Genomic DNA, 19594 nt, shown 5'->3' with positions numbered 1-19594 from the left:
GTAGGTTGTTAGTATCTAATTGGTATATTTAGTCTGATTATATAAAGCTGCTCCACATCAGCCTACCTATTTTTGAACACGTCTCTAATTTTATTGAAAAGCTCCGTTTTTTTCTAAAAGCTTGCTGTGTTTAGTCGAGCCCATTACCTGACTCTCCTATGTTGTGATAATTTAAATGTGAATTAAGAGCTGACTCGTAAAAAATCCCAGAAAAACAGAGCCGCAGCCAGCTTTCCGAATACATGTACCATAAGCCCGTTATAAGAACGCACTTTGCTGGCACATTCAATGCCTGTTTTTTCTTCAATCCAGGCAAATAAGGCTTCAATCGGTTGCCACACGCAAGAAACTGCTGTCGATAACCATTGATCCTGTGGTTCCAGATGGTGCTGCCCTTTTTGTTTTTTAACCGGTGTCAAGACGGTCAGATTCTGAGCTCGCCTGATGCATTCAGCGTCAGGCCGTTGATAAGCTTTATCCCCATACAGTTCATTGTTGTGCAATTGTGGTCGAATCTGATCAAATATTTTGCCATCATGGTCGCTGGCGCCAGCCACACCAATATACTCAGGCACCGGCAGTGAGCCCGGTTGGCGGCGCCCTATGATATGGACCCGCACACCATGATAGTACAACTTCTTGGTTGAGCAGTAGCCCGAATCCGCCAACTGTTTCGCTACACACGCGTTAAACCGACGACCTTGCCTCGCAAGGATGACCGGAAATGAATCAGTCAACCAAACCTGCCCGGCATTCCTGGTTTCCTGTTCTTGCTGAATCAGTGCTAATAAGGGGGCAAACACATCGGCTACCCGATTCAGACGCTGAACATAAGCCACATAACTTGGAAGTCGTGGAAACCAATCGCGTAAGTGGCGATCCGCATACTCATAAATACCTTTGATCTCTCTATGCTTGTCCATTACACCGAACAGGAAGAGGGTAATGACTTCTTCGTCGCTGAAGCTTAAATCCGCGTGATTACTCATTCTCTGACTATAAATCCAAAGATTTTGCTGATAATGCTTGCAAACATAGAGATAAATGGTTATTAATCGGTTTTGCCAGTTCATTGATTACTTTGATTGATTGAGGTTGGGTGATGTCTTCCTCAATAGTTTAACGTTATTGATGGACTGGCTTCTATTTCAGCTCTTAATTCGTATTGAAGCGAAATTATGAAAGTATGGTAGCCATGGCGTGTGGATATCTGTGGCTACCTATGTGAAATGTCAACAGACCCTAGTAGTAGCGTAGATTTGCCGTGAGCGTTATAGTATGAATATGGTATTCGAAACGGTCCGGACGTACAGCGGCGAACACAGCCTGATCGATCGCTGCATCGTGTGTTCGGTGCGGTATGACCCATTCGAATTAGGGTAATAAAAATACCAGGGGGAGAGATTTTAGTTCTGATTGTCATCAAGGCTAAAAGCACGTCCGCTGGCTGACAGCTTCTATCTCCATGTCGACAAATCAGATATCAGTTAATCGCCTTGGGTCCTGCAAACCACCAAATGATCAAACCGACCACGGGCAGCATCAGGATCAAAACCACCCAAAATACTTTATTTCCGGTTGAAGCGGCGCTTTGAGTGATTTTTATAATAGCCCAAATATCCAGGACGAGTATGACAAAACCAAGAAAACCACCAACTTCAATATCCATATTTCCTCCTAAACAGGTTTGTTTTTGATATGTAAGCTATCTTTCTCATCAGTTTCAGACTCTACGCATAAAAGCAAGCGAGTTCTGTTCGTTATCGCACATTGCTCAGATAGCCTCCCGTTTTCAGCATTCTTTCAGCATTAATAAATAGGTAACGTAGAATTTGAGAAGCCTGAGAGTATAAAAGATAGTTGCCCTCCAATATCCAAATCAAAACTAATAGCCCGGCATGCCTTCTTATATACTTATCAAGTATGCCACATATACAGTTATATAATAGTAGGCTATGCATGCTTGACTCCCCGATCAGGGCTCATGCCAGTGAACGTCGGATTAACAGTCCGGAGCTCAGTCGTTTATATCTACAGATAGACGAAGAATCCAAAGCAGTTCTTTTACCTGGCACCGAACCGGTGCGAACAAACCGAACCAGGGCTGAACCTGAACCATTCATTATGGCGCGCTTGCACTCTCTCCCTCATGCAAAACAACGGCTTACGGCGGCTCCCTCCGAACTTTTCTGAGCATCGCCCCGAAACTCAATGGCGGCGAGCACGGGCGGCGAAACTGGCAGAAGAGACGCAAAATTGCCCAGGGTGTCGAGAGAAGAAACCCTCGCTTAACATTAGGTTTTCTCAAGCTCTTCCAATCGTAGGGAGATGATTCTTATGTCGAACTCAGGTTAAATAGGCGCCCAGCCGTGTTGGTTGCGGATGAAGAGGCTGACTGTAGAGTTTTTTTCATCCGCAATTATCCCAGATATCAGCATAATAAGCAGGGAATTGTATTTTCTTTAACGTGAGAATTAAAAAAGCGCCTGATCTTGATTCTGTTGAACCGAGTTCAACACCATTTAAATCTTTAGCTCAAGAATTGAACTACCGCGATGATTTTTTAACTCAATATCAAAGCCGTATACCCTTCTAATTATGGCAAGGCTATTGAAACAAAGACACCAGCATGATCGGATACAGTAGGCTGATTTGGATCAACAAGAGTGTTAAAAACAACACGACTTTCAAGTACGCCCTTTACCTTCTTGACAAAAATATAATCAATGCGTCTAGCAGCAGCTCCCACATCCAAGGTGGAAACCCCTACTGTACAGTGTATGTCAGGCTGACCACCTTCTGCACATAAATCTTCCAAGGGTCTATCTTGAGCATAAGCATCGGTAAAGCCAGCATTAATAATTCTTTCATAGAAAGGACGCTCCTCGAAGGGAGCAATGCGGAAATGGTCGATATTGAAATCTCCACCAAGAATCACAGGATTACCCTGGGGGAAAAGCCCCTCTATCTCATCAATGAATGGGAGTAAAACATCCAACTGGGCATTGAGCTCATGCGCAGCACACTTTGCACAAAGATGAGTATTATAAATATTCAGTTTCCCAGAACCGGGAATATTAATACGTGTCATCATCACGTTTCTACGCAATTTAATGTCATGTCCCAGAAATTCCAATTCAGAAGCGTGCGGCAAGCGCTTGGATATCTCGTAATCAATTTCACAGCGACTCAGCACTGCATTGGCTACTACCAGTAGGCCTGACAATCCAACTTCGAATGCCGTATGTAAGTCATAGTTGTGCGTTTGAGCCCGAAGCTTTTCTTGGAGATCTAGCGCACTATTAGTCGTATGAACTAGGGCACCATCAACCACTTCTTGAAGAAGAATGACATCGACAGGTGTTTTTGCTGCAAACTCAGCAATAGCATCTAAACGCTGATTACGCGTTTCAACTTCAGAGAAAAGGAGATTGATAGATAGGATATTCAGGTGTTTTCGACTTGTAACATCACCACATTGGACCAGTGGCACAGAGCCGCTACCATTTTCAAGAGTTTGACCAGCACAATTGAATATAACTATGCAGCTTAAAATAAAGATGAAAAAAATGTTTCGCATGCTTGGTCTCCATGTTGGGTAGTGCAGGCAGAAAATCGATCGAATCTTTTAATTTTAAACCAGTACAAATGGTCTGTTTTTAATTAACGTGAGTCCGGGATAAGAAAAGCAGCAAAAGGAGTCTGAGCTCCTTATGATAAATTGATTTTGAAGAAGAGTTTCATCCTTCTTCATGAGAATAAATCCTCATCACTTGATATCAGAATCCCTCAAGCTCTTCCAGCCGTGATGTAATGATTCTTATGTCGAACTCACGTTAAATATGTTACTTCCTGCGCTTTGTTTCACAATGAAGTTGGCAAAGCCCATGCGTGCCTCGAAATCGGCATTCAGGCCTTGCGAGCGGCACCAACCAAGAAACGTTTCGGGATCGATACGGGTGCGCACGACGGTATAGCCATCCTGCGTAAGATTGTCCTCATCTTGTTCTGCTTCAGCGAGCCATATGTCGAAGCTTTCGGGCAGCTTATGACTATCAGTCATAATTCTGAGGATGGCATTGTAATCTTCGCGATAGTACCAGACCATGCCTATTTTGAAGGGAGATGGTTTTTCCATAGTTTTTCCTTTGTTAATTGAATAGCTGGTGGAACTTCGTACTTTATCGGCATCGGGCCACCAATCCTAAGCACAGGGTATCTGGATATTAGAAATCATGGAAAGTTCAATACTACAGCGGGACCGAGAAGATTAATTATGGAGGAATCCATTAACTATTGTTGGCGACAACTTTTCTAAATCATTGAAGCGTGTTTTTGTCTCTGTTGTTATTTATGAAGAGATCACTAGCGCTTGGTTGAGTGTTGGCAATGAGGTAGTCACGGATGGTGCAAGCTTTTTTGCTGGGAATGTTAAAGACAAGCCAGCCGAGTCCTGCATTCCTGAACCCGAATCTGATTTTGCCATCTTTGAGTTTTACAATGACTAGCCGCGGATCGTCTTGCACAGACATACTTCCATCACTTTTAACTGGCGGTGTTTTTGGCACTTCAGGAAGCATGTTTGCTCTGACAACTGCAAGCTCTGCTATTAGCGTTGTCAGCTCGTGTGCAGACAATGTTCCATTGAGTGACAAGCTTATAGATTTTTTATCTTCGCTTATTTTCATGGCTTCTCCTTTGTTATGAATAGCTTGGTAGGACTTACTATTCTATCAACATAGGAGAGGATGCCTATTCAGCCAATGTGTAATAGAACTATTATGAGCCACTGAATACATCTTCCCTCTCACTTGATGCTACTCGCATTAGCTTACAGGCTTTAGACTGGTACTTTTATTTTGCTATTCATGCAAAATTAGCGCCCATCAGTGGTACATTTTTACTGCCCTATTTATACCTTATTTCCTCCTGCAATCCAGCCTTACTCTTTAGAGGCAGGGTAGTGATTGCAAGACTCCGTTCTTTCATTATTTGTCATTCGTGACGAGGTCTTTTTCGTTGGTATCGACGATAAAGACGGCCAACAGGCGTGCAGGTTGAGTCTTGCTATTATTTGCGCTGACGCCATGATGATCGCCAGGTAATTCAGCGAAGTTCTCGCCAGCGCGATAAACCTTTTCCGGACCGTCATTGACTTTGCTACGAATTTCCCCCTCAAGTACCGTTGCATAGATGAAAGCCGACTTTGGATGGGTATGTGCTGGCGATGAGCCACCCGGCTGGTATTCGACTAGCACGCCTTTCATGCTCTTGCCGGGCACATTCGGGAGAGCGTGATCAAAGACGACCGTTACCTTGGATTTATCTGTGGGCAAGTTATCGACTGAAGCTGCGTTTGCAGAGAGCGCTGCCAAGGCAGCCCCGTACAGAAATCTAGTAAACATGGTGTTCTCCTTTGTTGATAAAAATGAGTGGATACAGATCACCGCACGATGTCCTCAGCCTCATCAATCTAATCGCGGATCGGAATGCGTATTCTTCGACAAAGCATGGACTGGTGAACACCACTGTTAGTTCATTGCCCGGCCTGCGCACCCCTTCACAGGGGCTGTAACCCTCGCCTATCGAGCCCAGGTTCTCTCGGCAAAATAAGGCCCTCATAGTAAAGCCCCCCATGTCTCTCAATTTTTGCTCCTTTTATGTTGATTGTCCAGGCGTTGTTGCTGGTATTATTTCTGAATGAAATGGTTCTCCAGGATATCTATTGTGGTCTGAGGGTAGGATAGCCTTCGATATATATCCAGTCAGTTTGTTTTGCCGGCACATGGCAGGGAAGATAATTTTCCAGATAGCCTTTGGGTGTATTAATGTTCCGGTTTGGGCTTCAAACAACGCCCATCCCCAACTTTCTTCCCAGTTGGCACTGTCTTTGAAACGGCCTTTTGTGTCCTTGATCATCACAAACCAGACAGGCGTATCGCCTGCCCATACCGCCGGTCCAGTGGTCAGTGTGCGTGAGATGATCTTGCGGACTTCCTTTATTAAGACTATACCATCGGGAAATTGGCCAGTTTCAAGAAATACCTTGACTACCTCCGGCTGTGTGTAAACATCAGGAAACCGTAACCTGGTGCTTTGGCATTATTAATCACCCATGAGCCTAAATGAACTCCAATGCGACCTATAGTTTTCAGGCAGTCTGATTTCGCCGGTTTTATTGACAATAGTTCATCGTATATCTCTTATCAGCAAGATTTTGATTATTGCAGTTGTTGAAATTGCCATGCTCAACGCCTGAACTGAGCCGAACCGAGCAACGGCTTCGGCTTGAATGAAGCATCAGTCATGCTCACGCCTTCACAGGATAACGGCTGGAAATGGCAACACGATTCCAGGCATTGATGACTACCGACAGCCACTCGATAGCCGATACTTCATCTTTTGACAGATTTGCCACTGCTTGCTCATAGACGGCATCTGGCACTTGCCCGTCAGAGATCAAGGTAATTGCTTCTACCAGTGCCAATGATGAGCGTTCCTTTTCGGTAAAATACTCAGTTTCCCGCCAAGCTGGCAAGACACTTATGCGGTCGCTTGACTCGCCGCTGGATAGGGCATCTCGAGTATGCATCCTGACACAAAACGCGCACTGGTTGAGTTAGGATGCACGAAGGCGCAACAGATGTGCAAAGCCAATCGGGATATTTGCAGAAGCAACGGCTTCAGCCGATAGCTTCTCAAGGCCCATGACTGCCTGATAGAGTGCTGGAGCGGATTTACCAAGATTGATTCTTTCTGACATAAAAATCTCCTTACTTTATGTACAAGGCTAAAGAATAAGCTCACCAGTCCGGTCACGCAACACCTGCGAATGACGACAAGCCGTCGAGCAGAGGTCTATGCCGTTACTAAATCATCACTAGATACATGGTCGGTGGCCCGGCTGATGAGATTGAGAGCTCAAGCCAAGTAGAGTTGGGCTTAAGCGGGATAAGCTCCACGCTATCGCCCCCCTTACAACCGTGAAAAAGCAGCAGACGCATCATCTGCTCACTCTACTATTTGATCACAACACTGTGTTAGGAGGCCGCATACCAGAGCACCGCAAAGTAATGGCATGCAGTACCCATCATTACAAATAAATGCCAGAGGAAGTGACCATATCGAAAGCGCGAATCGGTCACGAAAAAGAACACGCCAACAGTGTAGGCGATGCCTCCTGCAACCAGCCATAGTAGACCGGAGACAGGTATGCGGGTATACAACGGATAAATTGCGATCAAAATGAGCCATCCCATAAGCAGATAAAGACTGGTAGAAATGATGGGGTTGTGCATCTTATCAGACACCTTCAGTGCCACCCCAATTGCAGCAAGACTCCAGACGATCCCAAGGAGCGTCCAGCCCCATGCGCCATGAAGCACGCCAAGCGTGAACGGCGTGTAGGTGCCGGCGATAAGGAGAAAGATCGCGCAGTGTTCGACAATCTTAAACACACGCTTGGCCTTGCCTCGCGGCAGGGCATGATAGAGAGTAGAAGCAAGATAAAGCAGCACCATCGTTGCCATGAAGAGGCTCGCACCGGTAATGAATTTCGTATCAGGGTGCTGCACTGCATGCATAATAAGAAATGGAGTTGCCACAAGTGCTGAGACCAATCCTATACCGTGGCTGATGCTGTTGGCGATCTCTTCCCCTTGGGACTGCTCACGTTCGGGTTCTGCAAGTAATATTTTCACGATTTCCCAACCTATGGTCTAACGCGTTACTAATGATGGTGCAACTATCGATCATCACTTCATTGACATAACAAGCGATCATTCTTTCTTTCAATCAGCGGCAAAAGAGCTTCTAGCCTAGCGCGGGCGTCACCTACCAAACCGGCTTCGATCTGTAGCGCCAACCCAAATGAGACGGGTCGGAATCAATCTGGACGGCTCTAGCTTGTCCGGCTTTCGGATAATAATTCACATACAGCATATTCGAACCGATGATTAAAAGCGAATCGCATTCTTCCATTGCCAGCTCAGACGGTAATGTACCCAACAGACCAATCCCGCCGGTCGTAAACGGCGAATCATCCGGAACAACGGCTCTGCCGAGAAAAGCTTTCATGACAGGAGCAGCTAATTTTTCGGCGATTTCTTCGATGAGTTCGCCGCAGTCCAATGCGCCCTGCCGCACACAATCGCGGTTTTGCTCCCTTCATTCAGAACCGAAGCCGCGCGTTTTATCTCGTCTGATGAAGGAGCTAGAACGGCTTTCATCCAAACGGCAGAAGTGTGCTCCTGTGTTTTCATCATCGGGATCGTCGTCTTTTAAAGCAGCTTCCTGCAAATCAATCGGAAAATTGATGTGCGCGACACCTCGTTCGGCCAAAGCCAGCCGGCAAGCCATGTCAGTAACAGCAGTGACATGCTGCACAATTGGCTGTTATAAAGCGCAACGTCCGCGTACAACGCTGGGACATTTATATCCTGCTGGTAATACGTTCCGATCAAGTCGTGATAAGTGTGTCCAGTGATGGCGATAACCGGTACGATATCGCTTTTCGCATCGTAAAGCCCGTTCAAAAGATACACTGCTCCGGGACCTGATGTGGCAAGGCAGACGCCGAGTTTCCTGTGGATTTAGCATAACCGCAAGCCATAAGCCGCAGCGGCTTCTTCATGCCTGACTTGAATAAAGCGAATTTGCTCTTGCCTTGTGCGCAAAGATTCTATTACCCGTTAATGCCGTCGCCGGGAAGCCAAATACTACTTCCACACCCCAATTAGCCAGTCTTTCAACCAGAATATCCGCCGCAGTTCTAGCCATATTTCTTCCTTGTTTTTTGGTCAAAATAGTCGAACGAGTATTCTGCTTTAGTTTTAAGCTTCTTTTTGGCTCGCCTCAGGTTTGAGTTCGACCTTGACCCAGCCGGGTTGGCGCGTATCGAAAGCTTTATAAGCGTCAATCACATTTGTCATCGGCACGGTTTGCGTTAAAATTCCTACAGGGTCGATCTCGCCAGCTTTGACCATATCGACGAGCATCGGAATGTATTTGCGGTGATGGCAGTTGCCCATCTTTATGGTCAGGTTTTTGTTCATCGCTTTTCCGATCGGAAAACTCTGCATCTCGGGCGGGTAAACGCCGATGATTGAGAGCGTCCCGGCTTTACACAACGCTTCAAGTGCCCACATCAGAGCTTGGGAAGGAGCGTCCCCGGGAATCCAATTCTCACCTTGTGGATTCGTTTGGGGCGCGACCTGCGATAGCTGCTCGTCAAACTGTTCTTTATTTTGAGCAGCTTCTTCGGCAGCCGGTCCCTCGTGCGCCGCCACCGCGTCCACACCGACCGCGTCGATGGCGCGGTCAACGCCGATTCCACCCGTCAATCGTTGGATCGTTTCGACCGGATGTTCCTCGTCAAAATTGATGACTTCGGCACCCTGCGTCCGGGCCATTTCGAGTCGTGACGGCTCACGGTCGACAGCGAAAATCCTTCCCGCGCCCATTAATTTTGCGCTGGCGATGGCGAATTGTCCGACCGGACCGCAGCCAAACACCGCGACCGTATCTCCGTCTTCAATTTCTGCCAGTTCTGCGCCAAAATAGCCGGTAGGGAAAATGTCAGAAAGCAAAATGGCTTGCTCATCACTTACCTGAGGCGGCAGTTTAACCAGCCCGACGTTGGCGAAGGGAATTCTCGCCTTTTCAGCCTGTAAGCCATGAAAACTGCCCGCTGCCGGTGGCCCGCCGAAAAACGCTGTCCCGGCGGTCTTGCCGTTCGGGTTGGCGTTGTCGCACTGTGCGTAATAGCCGGCTCGGCAGTATGAGCAGTAACCGCAGGCTATAGTCGAAGGAATGACGACGCGGTCACCAACGCTCAAATTGCGCACATCCGCGCCGAGTTCTTCGATGATACCGACGCCCTCATGACCTAAGATAGTGCCCGTCTGCATTCCTGAAAAAGTGCCGCGAATAAAGTGCAGATCCGTGCCACAAATCGCGCTGGTCGTTAAACGCACAATCGCATCTGTCGGCTCTTCAATCTTCGGCTCCGGCACCTCTTCGAGCCTGATGTCACCAATGCCGTGAAATACAACTGCTTTCATAAATATAAATCCTCCGCGCTCAAAAAACGTGTATTAAAACTATCAAAAGTGCCCTTAAAAATAATCAATATGCAGCCGCGCCGGGGTTGCGTTAATCTTTACGCGGTGCCCTCATCCTTTTCTTTATTCAAAGGCATAATGCCCTCTTATTTAGGAATTTTAAAAACACCCATAATGTGTTTGGGCTCTTTATCTCCGGTTCTATAAAACGAAGAAGTACTTTAGCGTACGCTTCGAAGCGGACTTTATCTGTACGCAAGCATACATAAGCCTAAAATTAAAGCTTGAATGCAGGACGAGTTATTATCAAGGAAGCAAAAAAAGCATTTACTGGCAGGGCGGCAGCAATTTCTGCAGTGGGTAGGTAACGCTATTGTCAACGGCAATTAAATTATGACCCACTTTACGGTCGCAGGCGCGATGTTATAGCGCGGCTCGATCCCGGGCATCGTTACCGCATGATATCGCTTGATCAGGTTGGCACGTGGATAAGCCCAGGCTAAACGCCCACGCATATCGTCATTATTATTCGCTGAATGAGTGCTTTATACTGTCGGTCTCATTATGTACTAAAGTACTCCTCATGTCCTCAAACAGCGTTACTATCAGTCAGCCGATGTTTGCTCTCTGGTGGACGTGAATAATTTTTATGTCAGCTGTGAGTGTGCCTTCAATCCGAACCTGATCAATCGGCCAGTGGTGGTGCTCTCCAATAATAATGGCTGTGCGGTTGCTCGTTCCAATGAGGCCAAAGCACTCGGTGCCAAAATGGGCACGCCATGGTTCCGGCTCAAAGACTTAGCAAAACAGCATGGCATTGTTGCGCTTTCATCCAACTTATACCCTTTACGGCGATATGTCAGATCGAGTGATGGCGATTCTTCGTGATTTCAGCCCACATGTGGAAGTCTACTCCATTGACGAATGTTTTCTCGGTCTGCATGGCTTGGCAAACTTCTGGCCGATACCCATGAGCATTGGCCATAAAATACGTCATCGTATACGCCAGTGGACAAGTTTGCCGGTATGTGTAGGGTTTGGCGCTACTAAAACGCTGGCAAAGCTAGCAAATCATATTGCCAAGAAACAACCCACTTTTAATGGTGTGTGCGATTTCTCAACCATGCCACATGAACAATTCGAAGCTTGGTTATCTAATATCGAAGTAGGTGAGGTATGAAGTATCGGACGACAATTGAGCCAACATCTGAATGCAACTGGGATTACAACTGTGAAAGCGTTACGCGACACTCAACCCTCTTGGTTACATGCCAGGTTCGGGGTAGTGATGGAACGCTTAGGCTATGAGTTACGCGGCGTATCATGCTTGGCATTGGAAGAAGTGTCAGCGCCCAGGAAACAGATGATTTCTTCTTGCTCGTCTGGTCAGCTTGTTTATAGCTTGCCTGAGCTCAGCGAATCCGTTGCTAGTTATATAAGCAGTGCGGCAAAAAGCTGCGACAGCAGCATTCGGTATGTAATGCAATCAAGGTATTTATTCAGACCAGTCCTTATCGTGAGCTGGATAAACAATAAAGTAACAGCATTATCGTGCCCCTGCCCCATGCCTGAGCGATACACGTTTGCTGATCAGGGCGGCGCTATTTGGTCTTAAGCGCTTACCGGCAAAGCTACGCTTACAAAAGAGCTGAGCTGCATGCAAGCGGATTTGCTACTGTATCTCACCAATGATTATGAGTTTGGGTAATTAAACAATTATTCAATTTGACCAATAGCTTTACTAACATCAGCTGCGGTTTTGTAGTCTCGCTCTGGTAATTGTTGGAGTATTTGCACTACATCATTATCTGCACCTTGGTCTTTGGCGTGATCTATAATTTCGTCTTTATCTGCCGGATAATCCATGCCTGATAAATACTTTTGCACTTGAATGGGATTTGCTTTTGCCATAACTCCTCCTTATCAGTCAATGAAATTCAAATTAACCTTCTTATAATCAATAAGAATTACTTATAGGAATGCTACTTCAGCTAAGAGTTCCTTACGATAAAACATACATTGACACACTAACCAATAAATACTTAGCAAGAAATTCGATAGAGTTATCAGCTTGATCCTAACTTAAGTTCAAGGGTCGCGCCGCTATTCGACGCGAGAGAGATGAAGGACAAATCCCGGGATGCTATCCCGAACCCAAACACAGCCTCACTTTATCATAACTTACTCAAAATGGTTGAGGATAAAGCTTCAACTATATAACCAATGGTCAAATTATTTTGAGACGGCTTCTAAATTCCCTGTTTAGCATTTTGGAAATTGTTGAATATATAGAGAGTTTCAATTTTCTTATAATCCGTAAGGGTAAGTTTCATCCAATGCGCCTGGTCGTTCGTGCGGAAAGGTGGGCAAGGCTTCAAGTGCATGCGTTTCATCGATATGAATCATGAAATCGAATTGCCTGGGTAGTTCGGCATGAAAGTAATAGCTCCAGCGTTCTGTCTCCGGGCGATAAATCACGCCGATAGCACGTTGCAGCCGTTCTTCTTTCAAGGCCTTTGCGATTTCAGGCTTGTGCAGATCGAGAACGAATTCTCTGGTTTTTAGACTTGTGAATAACTCTTCATAACTGCCGGGCAAGGGTTCACGCACTGTTTTTGTTTCCAGCGGTCCATCCCAGTCTGAAGCTGCCGTAACAGTTCCGCGCGCCGTTGAAAAACCGATATTCAGGCACTCATCACCATATTTTTCCTTGGCTAATTGGCCGATATTAACTTCGCCACGTTGGGCCATTTCCGTGGCTGACGCATTGCCAAGATGCGAATTATGCGCCCAGACGACGATGCGCATGTCACGCTTGGCCTTCAGGCCTAGATAATTCTCCAGCTTTTCCAGGGTCATAAACATATGCCAGTCCCGCAGATTCCAGGTATTAGGATGACCACGATACATAGCGCGATAATATTCTTCGGCCTTACGCACGATTTCAGCATTCTGCTGAGCCGAGAAATAATCATCACCTGCGAACATGCCGTCTCGTTCCAGATAAAGCCGCGCTTTCTGTTGTATTTCCATAAGCTGCTGAACGGCTTCTTCTTCGCAGTGGTCGAGAACGCCTGAAGCCGTGGCCAGACCATAGGATTGCGGATCATTGTTGAATTGACCAAAACAGGCGTAACGCTCACGCGCGGCTTTTCCAGCGATTGGGTCGACTTGATCGAGATAGGTGATAACAGCTTGGATCGAAGCGTTCAAGCTGTAAAGATCCATACCGTAGAAGCCGCACGGAGGAGCAAATTTCTCAGATTTATTGAAGCCACGCAGCCATTCGATAAAATCCAAGACTTCCGTATTGCGCCACATCCAGGACGGAAAACGTTCGAAATCCGACAACGCTTCCTGGCCTTCCTTGTCATCGGAACGATTGCAGACATAGCGATGAACACGGTACGCGTCCGGCCAATCCGCTTCGACTGTAACAGCATCGCACAGACCCTGTTCGATCAGTTTTTTGGTAATTTCTGCGCGGATGCGATAGAATTCCATCGTGCCATGTGTAGCTTCGCCGATCAGAATAAGTTTTTTGTACTGCGCGGTAGTCAGGATAGTCTGATAAAAAGAATCCAGCGTCCCATATACAGCTTCAGCTTCTAGCCGTTGCATCATTTTATGATCGCAATTCATTAAACTCATATCCTCCCTCCGCCCAAGTAACACGGGGGTTATTTATAAATACATCCCGCTAAAATTACTTTCCAATATAGAGATTTACACTTCTCTCCTCAAGGAATAATGATTCAGTCTTTACTTGCTAAGAAAAACCTCTGTGGAGTATCACTATTTATACGAACGATGACGATGATCCCGGTTGGTGAGTGCGAAAGCTCAAGCGAAGTGACATTGGGCTTAAGCGGGACGAGATCTGCACTATCGTCTGCTCTAGGGCCACCGAGTGCGCATGGGATGACTACTACCTCCTATGCTCGCCCCGCAACTGTCCTGCAGCGGCCGACTATGTGCGTGCCAGGGGGCAGTTTGCGCCCCACCTCCCCCTGCAATTCCGACGGGCAGGGCCGGGGCAACAGACGTCCACCATACTGGTTAGTATGGTGAGAGACTATCTTGGTCTGAAATTAACACTCCCTCTACTGCAGAAACAAGATATTCACTGCCACCGATTCCATGCCAGTTCCATAATTGGTATTTGCCGCCAGCTGCATTGATTCGATATACGTTGATATCTTTATAAGTTAACGGGTTCCCTGTTTTACAAACTTCTGGTGCACCAGGCGCTTGCAGAAAATATGCGTTGCTTTTACCCACTACTGTACCGCTACCGTGAGCACCAATAAGTAGCGCTGTTTCTTCATCAATCGAAATACTACGAGGCTGATCAGACCATCCGTTTCCGTAGATACGACATAAAAAAGCGATATCACGACCCATAGGATCCCGAGTTATCAGGTGTGCATCCCCAATTATTCCTTGAAGAATCGGTATATTTACCAAATCACGGTCAAGAGTAATGTATTTGCTGAAAGGATCGGCGAGCGCTTGACTAGACGTCACGCCCTTGCTAAGAAGTGCAGAATAAATAAACTAGTAAGAACATTCAGCCCTGCACTCATTCCGCCAATTGGAATACCTTGTAATATGCGATCATTAAGAGCTTCCTGCACAGGCGTTCCCTTCCAATAATTAGTATAGTTGGATTGATCACCACCTGCGATCCATATCGCTTCAGCCTGATTGATAGTATTAACGACAAATTCATCATTGGCAGCTTCAATAGTTGGAATAATGAGCGTTGCAACTGAGTTACTATTTGGGCATAGCTGCTGAATATACGGGTTATGGGCATCTGTTCCAGTTGCTCGGATTACCAGAAAGTCTCCATTGCCACTCAATTCACACATCCACTGGAAAGCTGCTTCTACATCGGTACCACCACCCATTAACACTATCCCTGGTTGGGTTGTCGAGGTAATATCCACCTGATTCCCTAAATGATAATATTCATAAGAAGGTTTCTTCTCAGCAAATAGTGGAAGATAGAATGTCAAAAACAGCAGAACAGTAAATACCGAATCATTTATCACTCTTTTTAACGATTGATAAAAAAACTTCCCTGACATTTTGAGTGACGGATGAAATTCAGTAAATATTTATTGAGATCTTTTCACGCCGGAAATCAAATCATATTTAATTCAAGTCTCCTAAGTTTTAAGGTAAATATTTAGTAAAACTCATACCATACATCAATAACTGACTCGATCGCTTTGTTTTAAATTGACCGGCTACCAGAAATGATCATAGCTTCCCTCATGTGAAGAAACTGTTGTGGAGTGGGAGATTTTTGACTGAAAACTATTTCGCCAGCAAAGTTGGCTGCCCTAGAAATAAAATTACAATAAGGAACTTGTCATTTACAGCACCGAACCGATGAGGCACTTGTTTTGCTGTAATTCTATTTCTAAATCAAGGCTGACTTTGTCCACTTTACCTTGCCGTATTATTTTTTATACTGTCTGCGGTTCGTTTTTGCATCATTTTTGATGTGGCAATGGGATAACGCCTTTTACAAGGTATATCAACCATTGGAATGGAAAACAGATTATTACTGCTTCATTCTTGCTGCTTTTGAAATGATATATTCCTGCTTGCAACGAGGGAAAATACCACTGGATAAAACCCCAACCCGGGAGGATGATTCAGGCTTTGAATGCTAGGAGAAATGACAAACAAAGAATCTATATCATCACCGAAGAAACACCTCGGATTATCATCGGGTACACGACCGACAGCCTCACTTAATGAGGTGGAAGCTAAGTGTAGTCGAGTTGGCGATACGGACGAGAAGGGCCTCCCTGGACCTACTAGAAATGCAGCCGGATAAAGGTAGTCATGTCTGCTCCGCAACCACGGCGCAGTGGCCCACTATGCGCGCAACATGGGCCGCATGCCTAGCCTATCTAGCGCTGCTTTACCTTCTGTAAGTTATCCGCCGCGCCAAAAAATGATGAAAAGAGCCTATCCAGGTACTGAAGAAACGCGGTAACTTCCTCTTAGTGCAATATCCCCGTTATCCCACAGCACTTCTTGTATTTCTTCCCACTGCCGCAGGGACATGGATCATTACGCCCAATTTTAGGATGATCCCGCTGAAATGTGGTAACAATCGTACGCTCAGAGGTAGCTTGTCGATAGGGCAGCCAGTAACGATAAATCCAGGCTACGCTGGCAAGTATTTGCTTAGCAAGTTCTTCACGTTGAATTGGTGTTTGAGTCAGCAATTTTTCTTCCGGTGTGACATCGCCAGCAACATGCAAGCGAATAGGACGTAATTCCAATTCTTAATAGAAACTGAAATTATAATTCCACATAACGCTATGTAAATAAATAAAAATATATCTAATATTATTTACTTTTCTATTGGGATTTAGAATAATACTATCAGCCCATGCGGATCATCAAATAATGGCTGCCACTGTGCACGGCATAACTCTACACCACGCATGTAGCCATAAGCCCACATCTCAGCATCAACATATTCTTGTGACTTATATAACCTGATATCAACCATTGGCTCATAAGCATCTGGATTATCCTGCAGGACCCAGATAATGCTATTCATATGCCGGAGAATCAATTCAAGGGCACCTCTTTCAAGAAACAAATGTAACACAATGGTTTTACAGCAAATATTAAGTAGCCTCAGGAACAGGGGTAAGATTAAACCCCAGCTTCCGAGCGCGAACAGTCAGATGATGCAACACGCGTTGACGATATCGCTCCTCATAGTACTCCTGCCCTTTATCGACGTACTCGGTTCCTTTCGTTAGCATCGTGTAGATCAAGCGCGCCAGTTTGTGTGCTGTCGCTGTGATTGCCTTTGCCTTGTCGAGTCTGCCACATAATCTTCTGTAATAGGCACCCAGTGCAGACTGGCTGGATTTCAATGAAACTGCCGCCATGCGCAGTGCCTGAGCCGCACGGTTCGCTGTGCGCTTGCTTGCCCCCGATAGCACTTTTCCGCCCGATATCTTTGTTCCAGGACACAACCCAAGCCACGAGGCAAACTGCTTCGCACTCTTGAACCTGCTCATGTCAGCGCCCACTTCACTCAGGACTTTCATCGCAGTCGTCACTTCGATGCCGTCAATTCGCGTCAAATCAACCCCACACATGCCAATCAGATGGGCACGCAAATCAAATTTGGGAGCGTTCTTGACATTGGAGCGGCGCTTCTTCTGGCAGATCTCTACCTTGTGCACCTGAAGTGCCGCCAGCATGGTTTCAAGCTGCCGGTCACATTCGGTGAGTCGTTCGCTGTAGGCGTCATAGAGTGACATCGCTTGCTTGAGTGCAAACAGGTGTTCTTCCCGCCAATTCCCGACTAACGATTTCTCAATCTCGTCTTTGCCAGCCCGGATGCGATTGCTCTTGAGATTCGCCAGGATGTGCCCATCTCTCTCACCAGTAATGATGGCACGAACGATCTTTTGACCGGTTTCGCCCACAATATCCGAAATCACGTTCGCCAATTGTATGTTCATTTGCGCCAGAGCCTTTTGCATATGTTGCACATGTCGCGCCTGATAACGGATCAGCATATCGCGTTGACGAGATATGGCTCGTAGTGCACATATCTCATCTTTCGGACGGAATGCGCCAGACAACAACCCAAAGCTCATCAGTTGCTGTAACCATTGGCAGTCCAGTACATCCGACTTCCGGCCAGAAACATTTCTAACGTGCCGCGCATTTACTAGATACACAGTCAGCCCGCGCGACTCCAAAAGTTCATACAGTGGAATCCAGTATACCCCCGTCGATTCCATTGCCACAGTGTCAATTTCACAGGCCTCTAACCAGTCCGCTAAACCATTCAGGTCTGCGGTGAAACTCTTGAATTCCCTTACCGGCTTGTTATCTCGATCCGGCGGTACCGCCACAAAATGGCTCGCAGAGCCAATATCAATCCCCGCTGCATTCGGATGGATTAACTCCAATTTACTTCGCTTGAACTTTGCCATGACATCCTCCATTATCTCTATTGGAATGTCGCGCTGGTTCAGGTACGTCGTTGTACTCACTCTTTCAAACGGGATGTCCGTTGCCACGGACTCACCAATGTCGCCGACGTGACCCATGACCACGCTAAAAAACGGGCGGATTAGCACCAGTGATGTGTCGGTCTTCTCCAGCGCGACATTCCAACTTTATTCCTCAAGCTCTGACGCCGCTTGTTTCTTCTGCGCGCCTTGCCGCCTCTAGCGGATTACTACGCTAAAAATACCTAAAAAAAGCAAATCAATTCAACCAGGAGGGCAATTTCACTTGATTCTCAAAGTTTTTCTGTCCAATAATTAAATTTTTCTAAATTCAAGGTGATTCGGGTTGTTATCTTCTCGTTTTTGCTCCCTTTAAGCCATTTCGGGCGCACTAACCCTATCGAAACTGAAATACCCTTTTCGAATCAGCGTCGCTACATGCTTGATGTTATAGACGAGGTTGAGTAAGCCTATGTGTACTTTTGCTCTCCCATAACCTATGGTACGAATCGTGATTCCGCCCAGTTCATTCGTCATCGAACCAAACACATGCTCGACTCGTGCACGTACCCGTGATTTCTCTTTGTTACTGGATTTTTGTGCTTGCGTGAGGGGATGATTGCGAGCGCCTTTTTCGTGAATCTGACTCGTGTATTTTGAGGTGACCAGACTTTCTTCCTGTGCATTGCTGCGGTATGCTGAGTCCGCATAAATATCTGCGCCTCCCACTTCAGGGGATTGCAGCACTTCTTCCAAAACCTGACTGTCATGAATTTGCGCTGAAGTAACTTCCCATGTGGTTATCAGCTTGGTATCGCGATCCATATTGACGTGATCTTTGTAACCATAAAACGATTCGCTGTTCTTCTTCGTCCAACGCGCATCAATGTCTTTTTGCGCCAGTTTGTGGGGATTCTGTCCCCATTCAATCGGAACGGCATCTTCTTTAATCATCTTGTTTTCTTCACGTGTATTGCGTTGTTTAGGCACACTCACAAAGGTCGCATCAATGATCTGACCTGACTTCAGTTCTACCTCCAACTCTCGTAAACATTCATCGAATCTTGCAAACAGACGATCCATCAGATGGTTCTCTTTCAACTCTTCCCGGAACGACCACATGGTCTTTGCGTCAGGCACTACCCCTGCCAGACCAAGTCCCAAAAACCGCATGAAACTCAACCGGTCCCGGACTTGATACTCCAGCCGATCATCCGACAGATTATTCATTCTTTGTAATACCAGCATTTTGAATAGCATCACCCGATCAAAGGGTTTGCGGCCTGCTTCACTTTTCCGGGGCTTCGTCGTTGTCTCTGCAAGAAGATCAGCGAATAGATTCCAATCGATTATGCGATTCAGCTCTTCAAGCGGATCATTTAACTTACTTAGCTGAGCATATCGATTGTCAAGGTCAAAAAAACCGAGTTGCATGGTGAGGACTCATATCGGGGAGCATAATCTCATTATTATACATTTGAAACAACGTGTTATCCTGGACAAATCAAGAAAATACTACTT

29 protein-coding genes and 2 pseudogenes are annotated in these 19594 nt (G+C 46.1%); 6 read left to right on the top strand and 25 right to left on the bottom strand.

The genetic code is table 11. The annotated features are described in order from the left end of the window. Positions 1 to 182: 182 nt before the first annotated feature. Complete coding sequence (locus AAW31_RS10210) at positions 183 to 1073, bottom strand: hypothetical protein (RefSeq protein ID WP_046850168.1); 891 nt, start codon at positions 1071 to 1073, stop codon at positions 183 to 185. Between the two features lie 410 nt (positions 1074 to 1483). After that, the gene (locus AAW31_RS10205; protein ID WP_046850167.1) at positions 1484 to 1669 is read right to left on the bottom strand and encodes a PLDc N-terminal domain-containing protein; all 186 of its coding nucleotides are present in this window, start codon (positions 1667 to 1669) and stop codon (positions 1484 to 1486) included. Positions 1670 to 1959: 290 nt separating this feature from the next. Here AAW31_RS10205 and AAW31_RS20675 point away from each other — a divergent pair, with 290 nt between their 5' ends. Next, entirely contained in the window at positions 1960 to 2193 is a 234-nt protein-coding gene (locus AAW31_RS20675; RefSeq protein WP_144412913.1) for a hypothetical protein, read from the top strand. A 403-nt stretch (positions 2194 to 2596) separates the two neighbouring features. Here AAW31_RS20675 and AAW31_RS10200 read toward each other — a convergent pair whose 3' ends face one another. From AAW31_RS10200 to AAW31_RS23120, 15 genes and pseudogenes are all read right to left on the bottom strand, one after another. After that, positions 2597 to 3493, bottom strand: coding sequence for an endonuclease/exonuclease/phosphatase family protein (locus AAW31_RS10200; RefSeq protein WP_235264351.1), 897 nt, complete (start codon positions 3491 to 3493; stop codon positions 2597 to 2599). A 327-nt stretch (positions 3494 to 3820) separates the two neighbouring features. Continuing rightward, positions 3821 to 4138: a Rossmann-fold NAD(P)-binding domain-containing protein gene (locus AAW31_RS10195; RefSeq protein ID WP_046850165.1), complete on the bottom strand. Its 318-nt coding sequence runs from the start codon at positions 4136 to 4138 to the stop codon at positions 3821 to 3823. A gap of 181 nt (positions 4139 to 4319) precedes the next feature. Then, a complete protein-coding gene (locus AAW31_RS10190; RefSeq protein WP_046850164.1) occupies positions 4320 to 4688 on the bottom strand; it encodes a hypothetical protein in 369 nt (122 codons plus the stop codon). Between the two features lie 300 nt (positions 4689 to 4988). Continuing rightward, positions 4989 to 5405 carry a cupin domain-containing protein gene (locus tag AAW31_RS10185; protein WP_046850163.1) on the bottom strand — a complete coding sequence of 139 codons (417 nt, stop codon included), beginning with the start codon at positions 5403 to 5405 and terminating at the stop codon, positions 4989 to 4991. A gap of 253 nt (positions 5406 to 5658) precedes the next feature. Further along, positions 5659 to 6018, bottom strand: a pseudogene (locus tag AAW31_RS23605) (hypothetical protein); the annotation flags it as partial. A 292-nt stretch (positions 6019 to 6310) separates the two neighbouring features. After that, positions 6311 to 6607: pseudogene (locus tag AAW31_RS22070) on the bottom strand (carboxymuconolactone decarboxylase family protein); the annotation flags it as partial. A gap of 12 nt (positions 6608 to 6619) precedes the next feature. Beyond that, on the bottom strand, positions 6620 to 6763 hold the full coding sequence (locus AAW31_RS22065) for a hypothetical protein (RefSeq protein ID WP_200899593.1): 144 nt from the start codon (positions 6761 to 6763) through the stop codon (positions 6620 to 6622). Positions 6764 to 6869: 106 nt separating this feature from the next. Next, entirely contained in the window at positions 6870 to 7007 is a 138-nt protein-coding gene (locus AAW31_RS21350; RefSeq protein WP_158441479.1) for a hypothetical protein, read from the bottom strand. Between the two features lie 33 nt (positions 7008 to 7040). Then, positions 7041 to 7700: a PAQR family membrane homeostasis protein TrhA gene (gene trhA, locus AAW31_RS10170; RefSeq protein ID WP_046850161.1), complete on the bottom strand. Its 660-nt coding sequence runs from the start codon at positions 7698 to 7700 to the stop codon at positions 7041 to 7043. 133 nt (positions 7701 to 7833) lie between these two features. Continuing rightward, positions 7834 to 8130, bottom strand: a complete 297-nt coding sequence (locus AAW31_RS18970) for a hypothetical protein (RefSeq protein ID WP_158441477.1) — start codon at positions 8128 to 8130, stop codon at positions 7834 to 7836. A gap of 36 nt (positions 8131 to 8166) precedes the next feature. Next, positions 8167 to 8385, bottom strand: coding sequence for a hypothetical protein (locus AAW31_RS20665; protein WP_052752182.1), 219 nt, complete (start codon positions 8383 to 8385; stop codon positions 8167 to 8169). Beyond that, a complete protein-coding gene (locus AAW31_RS23600) occupies positions 8280 to 8591 on the bottom strand; it encodes a thiamine pyrophosphate-binding protein (RefSeq protein WP_082110409.1) in 312 nt (103 codons plus the stop codon). The genes AAW31_RS20665 and AAW31_RS23600 overlap by 106 nt, the downstream gene beginning before the upstream one ends. Positions 8592 to 8628: 37 nt before the next feature. Further along, positions 8629 to 8778, bottom strand: coding sequence for a hypothetical protein (locus tag AAW31_RS21345; RefSeq protein WP_158441475.1), 150 nt, complete (start codon positions 8776 to 8778; stop codon positions 8629 to 8631). Between the two features lie 53 nt (positions 8779 to 8831). Then, entirely contained in the window at positions 8832 to 10061 is a 1230-nt protein-coding gene (locus AAW31_RS10160) for a zinc-dependent alcohol dehydrogenase (protein ID WP_046850160.1), read from the bottom strand. Positions 10062 to 10447: 386 nt separating this feature from the next. Continuing rightward, a complete protein-coding gene (locus AAW31_RS23120) occupies positions 10448 to 10576 on the bottom strand; it encodes a hypothetical protein (protein ID WP_258920387.1) in 129 nt (42 codons plus the stop codon). A gap of 121 nt (positions 10577 to 10697) precedes the next feature. Between AAW31_RS23120 and AAW31_RS22060 the strand changes: the two genes are divergently transcribed. The 3 genes from AAW31_RS22060 to AAW31_RS20660 are packed head-to-tail and all read left to right on the top strand — an operon-like array spanning position 10698 to position 11676. Continuing rightward, positions 10698 to 10949 carry a Y-family DNA polymerase gene (locus AAW31_RS22060; protein WP_200899592.1) on the top strand — a complete coding sequence of 84 codons (252 nt, stop codon included), beginning with the start codon at positions 10698 to 10700 and terminating at the stop codon, positions 10947 to 10949. Beyond that, positions 10873 to 11241: a Y-family DNA polymerase gene (locus AAW31_RS18960; protein WP_052752181.1), complete on the top strand. Its 369-nt coding sequence runs from the start codon at positions 10873 to 10875 to the stop codon at positions 11239 to 11241. Before AAW31_RS22060 ends, AAW31_RS18960 begins: the two co-directional genes overlap by 77 nt. A gap of 51 nt (positions 11242 to 11292) precedes the next feature. Beyond that, positions 11293 to 11676 carry a DNA polymerase Y subunit UmuC family protein gene (locus AAW31_RS20660; RefSeq protein WP_144412912.1) on the top strand — a complete coding sequence of 128 codons (384 nt, stop codon included), beginning with the start codon at positions 11293 to 11295 and terminating at the stop codon, positions 11674 to 11676. A gap of 101 nt (positions 11677 to 11777) precedes the next feature. Here AAW31_RS20660 and AAW31_RS10150 read toward each other — a convergent pair whose 3' ends face one another. Beyond that, positions 11778 to 11972 carry a DUF2795 domain-containing protein gene (locus AAW31_RS10150; protein WP_046850159.1) on the bottom strand — a complete coding sequence of 65 codons (195 nt, stop codon included), beginning with the start codon at positions 11970 to 11972 and terminating at the stop codon, positions 11778 to 11780. Between the two features lie 396 nt (positions 11973 to 12368). Next, positions 12369 to 13712 (bottom strand): erythromycin esterase family protein, encoded by a 1344-nt coding sequence (locus AAW31_RS10145; RefSeq protein ID WP_046850158.1) that lies wholly within the window; start codon positions 13710 to 13712, stop codon positions 12369 to 12371. A 99-nt stretch (positions 13713 to 13811) separates the two neighbouring features. Here AAW31_RS10145 and AAW31_RS20655 point away from each other — a divergent pair, with 99 nt between their 5' ends. Continuing rightward, on the top strand, positions 13812 to 14132 hold the full coding sequence (locus AAW31_RS20655) for a hypothetical protein (RefSeq protein ID WP_144412911.1): 321 nt from the start codon (positions 13812 to 13814) through the stop codon (positions 14130 to 14132). On the opposite strand, the gene AAW31_RS18955 is transcribed toward AAW31_RS20655, so the two are convergent. Beyond that, entirely contained in the window at positions 14121 to 14588 is a 468-nt protein-coding gene (locus AAW31_RS18955) for a hypothetical protein (protein WP_052752180.1), read from the bottom strand. The two genes, AAW31_RS20655 and AAW31_RS18955, sit on opposite strands and share 12 nt — an antisense overlap. Next, positions 14585 to 15154, bottom strand: coding sequence for a cyanophycinase (locus AAW31_RS18950; protein ID WP_052752179.1), 570 nt, complete (start codon positions 15152 to 15154; stop codon positions 14585 to 14587). The genes AAW31_RS18955 and AAW31_RS18950 overlap by 4 nt, the downstream gene beginning before the upstream one ends. A gap of 599 nt (positions 15155 to 15753) precedes the next feature. On the opposite strand from AAW31_RS18950, the gene AAW31_RS21340 reads away from it, so the two are divergent. Beyond that, positions 15754 to 15915, top strand: coding sequence for a hypothetical protein (locus tag AAW31_RS21340; RefSeq protein ID WP_158441473.1), 162 nt, complete (start codon positions 15754 to 15756; stop codon positions 15913 to 15915). Between the two features lie 169 nt (positions 15916 to 16084). Here the strand turns inward: AAW31_RS21340 and AAW31_RS22760 are convergent, their stop codons facing one another. The 4 genes from AAW31_RS22760 to AAW31_RS10120 form a co-directional block, all read right to left on the bottom strand. Then, on the bottom strand, positions 16085 to 16369 hold the full coding sequence (locus AAW31_RS22760; RefSeq protein ID WP_052752178.1) for an SEC-C metal-binding domain-containing protein: 285 nt from the start codon (positions 16367 to 16369) through the stop codon (positions 16085 to 16087). Between the two features lie 89 nt (positions 16370 to 16458). Beyond that, positions 16459 to 16704 carry a UPF0149 family protein gene (locus AAW31_RS10130; RefSeq protein ID WP_258920386.1) on the bottom strand — a complete coding sequence of 82 codons (246 nt, stop codon included), beginning with the start codon at positions 16702 to 16704 and terminating at the stop codon, positions 16459 to 16461. A gap of 19 nt (positions 16705 to 16723) precedes the next feature. Then, a complete protein-coding gene (locus AAW31_RS10125) occupies positions 16724 to 18055 on the bottom strand; it encodes an IS110 family RNA-guided transposase (RefSeq protein WP_046850156.1) in 1332 nt (443 codons plus the stop codon). A 390-nt stretch (positions 18056 to 18445) separates the two neighbouring features. Continuing rightward, positions 18446 to 19507, bottom strand: a complete 1062-nt coding sequence (locus tag AAW31_RS10120) for an IS5 family transposase (RefSeq protein ID WP_046848942.1) — start codon at positions 19505 to 19507, stop codon at positions 18446 to 18448. Positions 19508 to 19594: the final 87 nt, after the last annotated feature.

The sequence above is a fragment of the Nitrosomonas communis genome, assembly GCF_001007935.1.
GTDB lineage: Bacteria > Pseudomonadota > Gammaproteobacteria > Burkholderiales > Nitrosomonadaceae > Nitrosomonas > Nitrosomonas communis.
This window is presented reverse-complemented; position numbering and strand designations above follow the sequence as displayed.

Bases quoted from the DNA above. Each gene is read 5' to 3' on its own strand.
- AAW31_RS21350 (WP_158441479.1), bottom strand. From the start codon at position 7,007: ATGATGCGTCTGCTGCTTTTTCACGGTTGTAAGGGGGGCGATAGCGTG.
- AAW31_RS23120 (WP_258920387.1), bottom strand. From the start codon at position 10,576: ATGCGTGGGCGTTTAGCCTGGGCTTATCCACGTGCCAACCTGATCAAG.
- AAW31_RS22065 (WP_200899593.1), bottom strand. From the start codon at position 6,763: ATGTCAGAAAGAATCAATCTTGGTAAATCCGCTCCAGCACTCTATCAG.
- AAW31_RS10205 (WP_046850167.1), bottom strand. From the start codon at position 1,669: ATGGATATTGAAGTTGGTGGTTTTCTTGGTTTTGTCATACTCGTCCTG.
- AAW31_RS10190 (WP_046850164.1), bottom strand. From the start codon at position 4,688: ATGAAAATAAGCGAAGATAAAAAATCTATAAGCTTGTCACTCAATGGA.
- AAW31_RS10210 (WP_046850168.1), bottom strand. From the start codon at position 1,073: ATGAACTGGCAAAACCGATTAATAACCATTTATCTCTATGTTTGCAAG.
- AAW31_RS10120 (WP_046848942.1), bottom strand. From the start codon at position 19,507: ATGCAACTCGGTTTTTTTGACCTTGACAATCGATATGCTCAGCTAAGT.
- AAW31_RS10160 (WP_046850160.1), bottom strand. From the start codon at position 10,061: ATGAAAGCAGTTGTATTTCACGGCATTGGTGACATCAGGCTCGAAGAG.
- AAW31_RS10185 (WP_046850163.1), bottom strand. From the start codon at position 5,405: ATGTTTACTAGATTTCTGTACGGGGCTGCCTTGGCAGCGCTCTCTGCA.
- AAW31_RS21345 (WP_158441475.1), bottom strand. From the start codon at position 8,778: ATGGCTAGAACTGCGGCGGATATTCTGGTTGAAAGACTGGCTAATTGG.
- AAW31_RS10150 (WP_046850159.1), bottom strand. From the start codon at position 11,972: ATGGCAAAAGCAAATCCCATTCAAGTGCAAAAGTATTTATCAGGCATG.
- AAW31_RS18960 (WP_052752181.1), top strand. From the start codon at position 10,873: ATGGCATTGTTGCGCTTTCATCCAACTTATACCCTTTACGGCGATATG.
- AAW31_RS18950 (WP_052752179.1), bottom strand. From the start codon at position 15,154: ATGTCAGGGAAGTTTTTTTATCAATCGTTAAAAAGAGTGATAAATGAT.
- AAW31_RS20655 (WP_144412911.1), top strand. From the start codon at position 13,812: ATGATTCAGTCTTTACTTGCTAAGAAAAACCTCTGTGGAGTATCACTA.
- AAW31_RS20675 (WP_144412913.1), top strand. From the start codon at position 1,960: ATGCTTGACTCCCCGATCAGGGCTCATGCCAGTGAACGTCGGATTAAC.
- AAW31_RS10145 (WP_046850158.1), bottom strand. From the start codon at position 13,712: ATGAGTTTAATGAATTGCGATCATAAAATGATGCAACGGCTAGAAGCT.
- AAW31_RS21340 (WP_158441473.1), top strand. From the start codon at position 15,754: ATGACAAACAAAGAATCTATATCATCACCGAAGAAACACCTCGGATTA.
- AAW31_RS10125 (WP_046850156.1), bottom strand. From the start codon at position 18,055: ATGGCAAAGTTCAAGCGAAGTAAATTGGAGTTAATCCATCCGAATGCA.
- AAW31_RS10195 (WP_046850165.1), bottom strand. From the start codon at position 4,138: ATGGAAAAACCATCTCCCTTCAAAATAGGCATGGTCTGGTACTATCGC.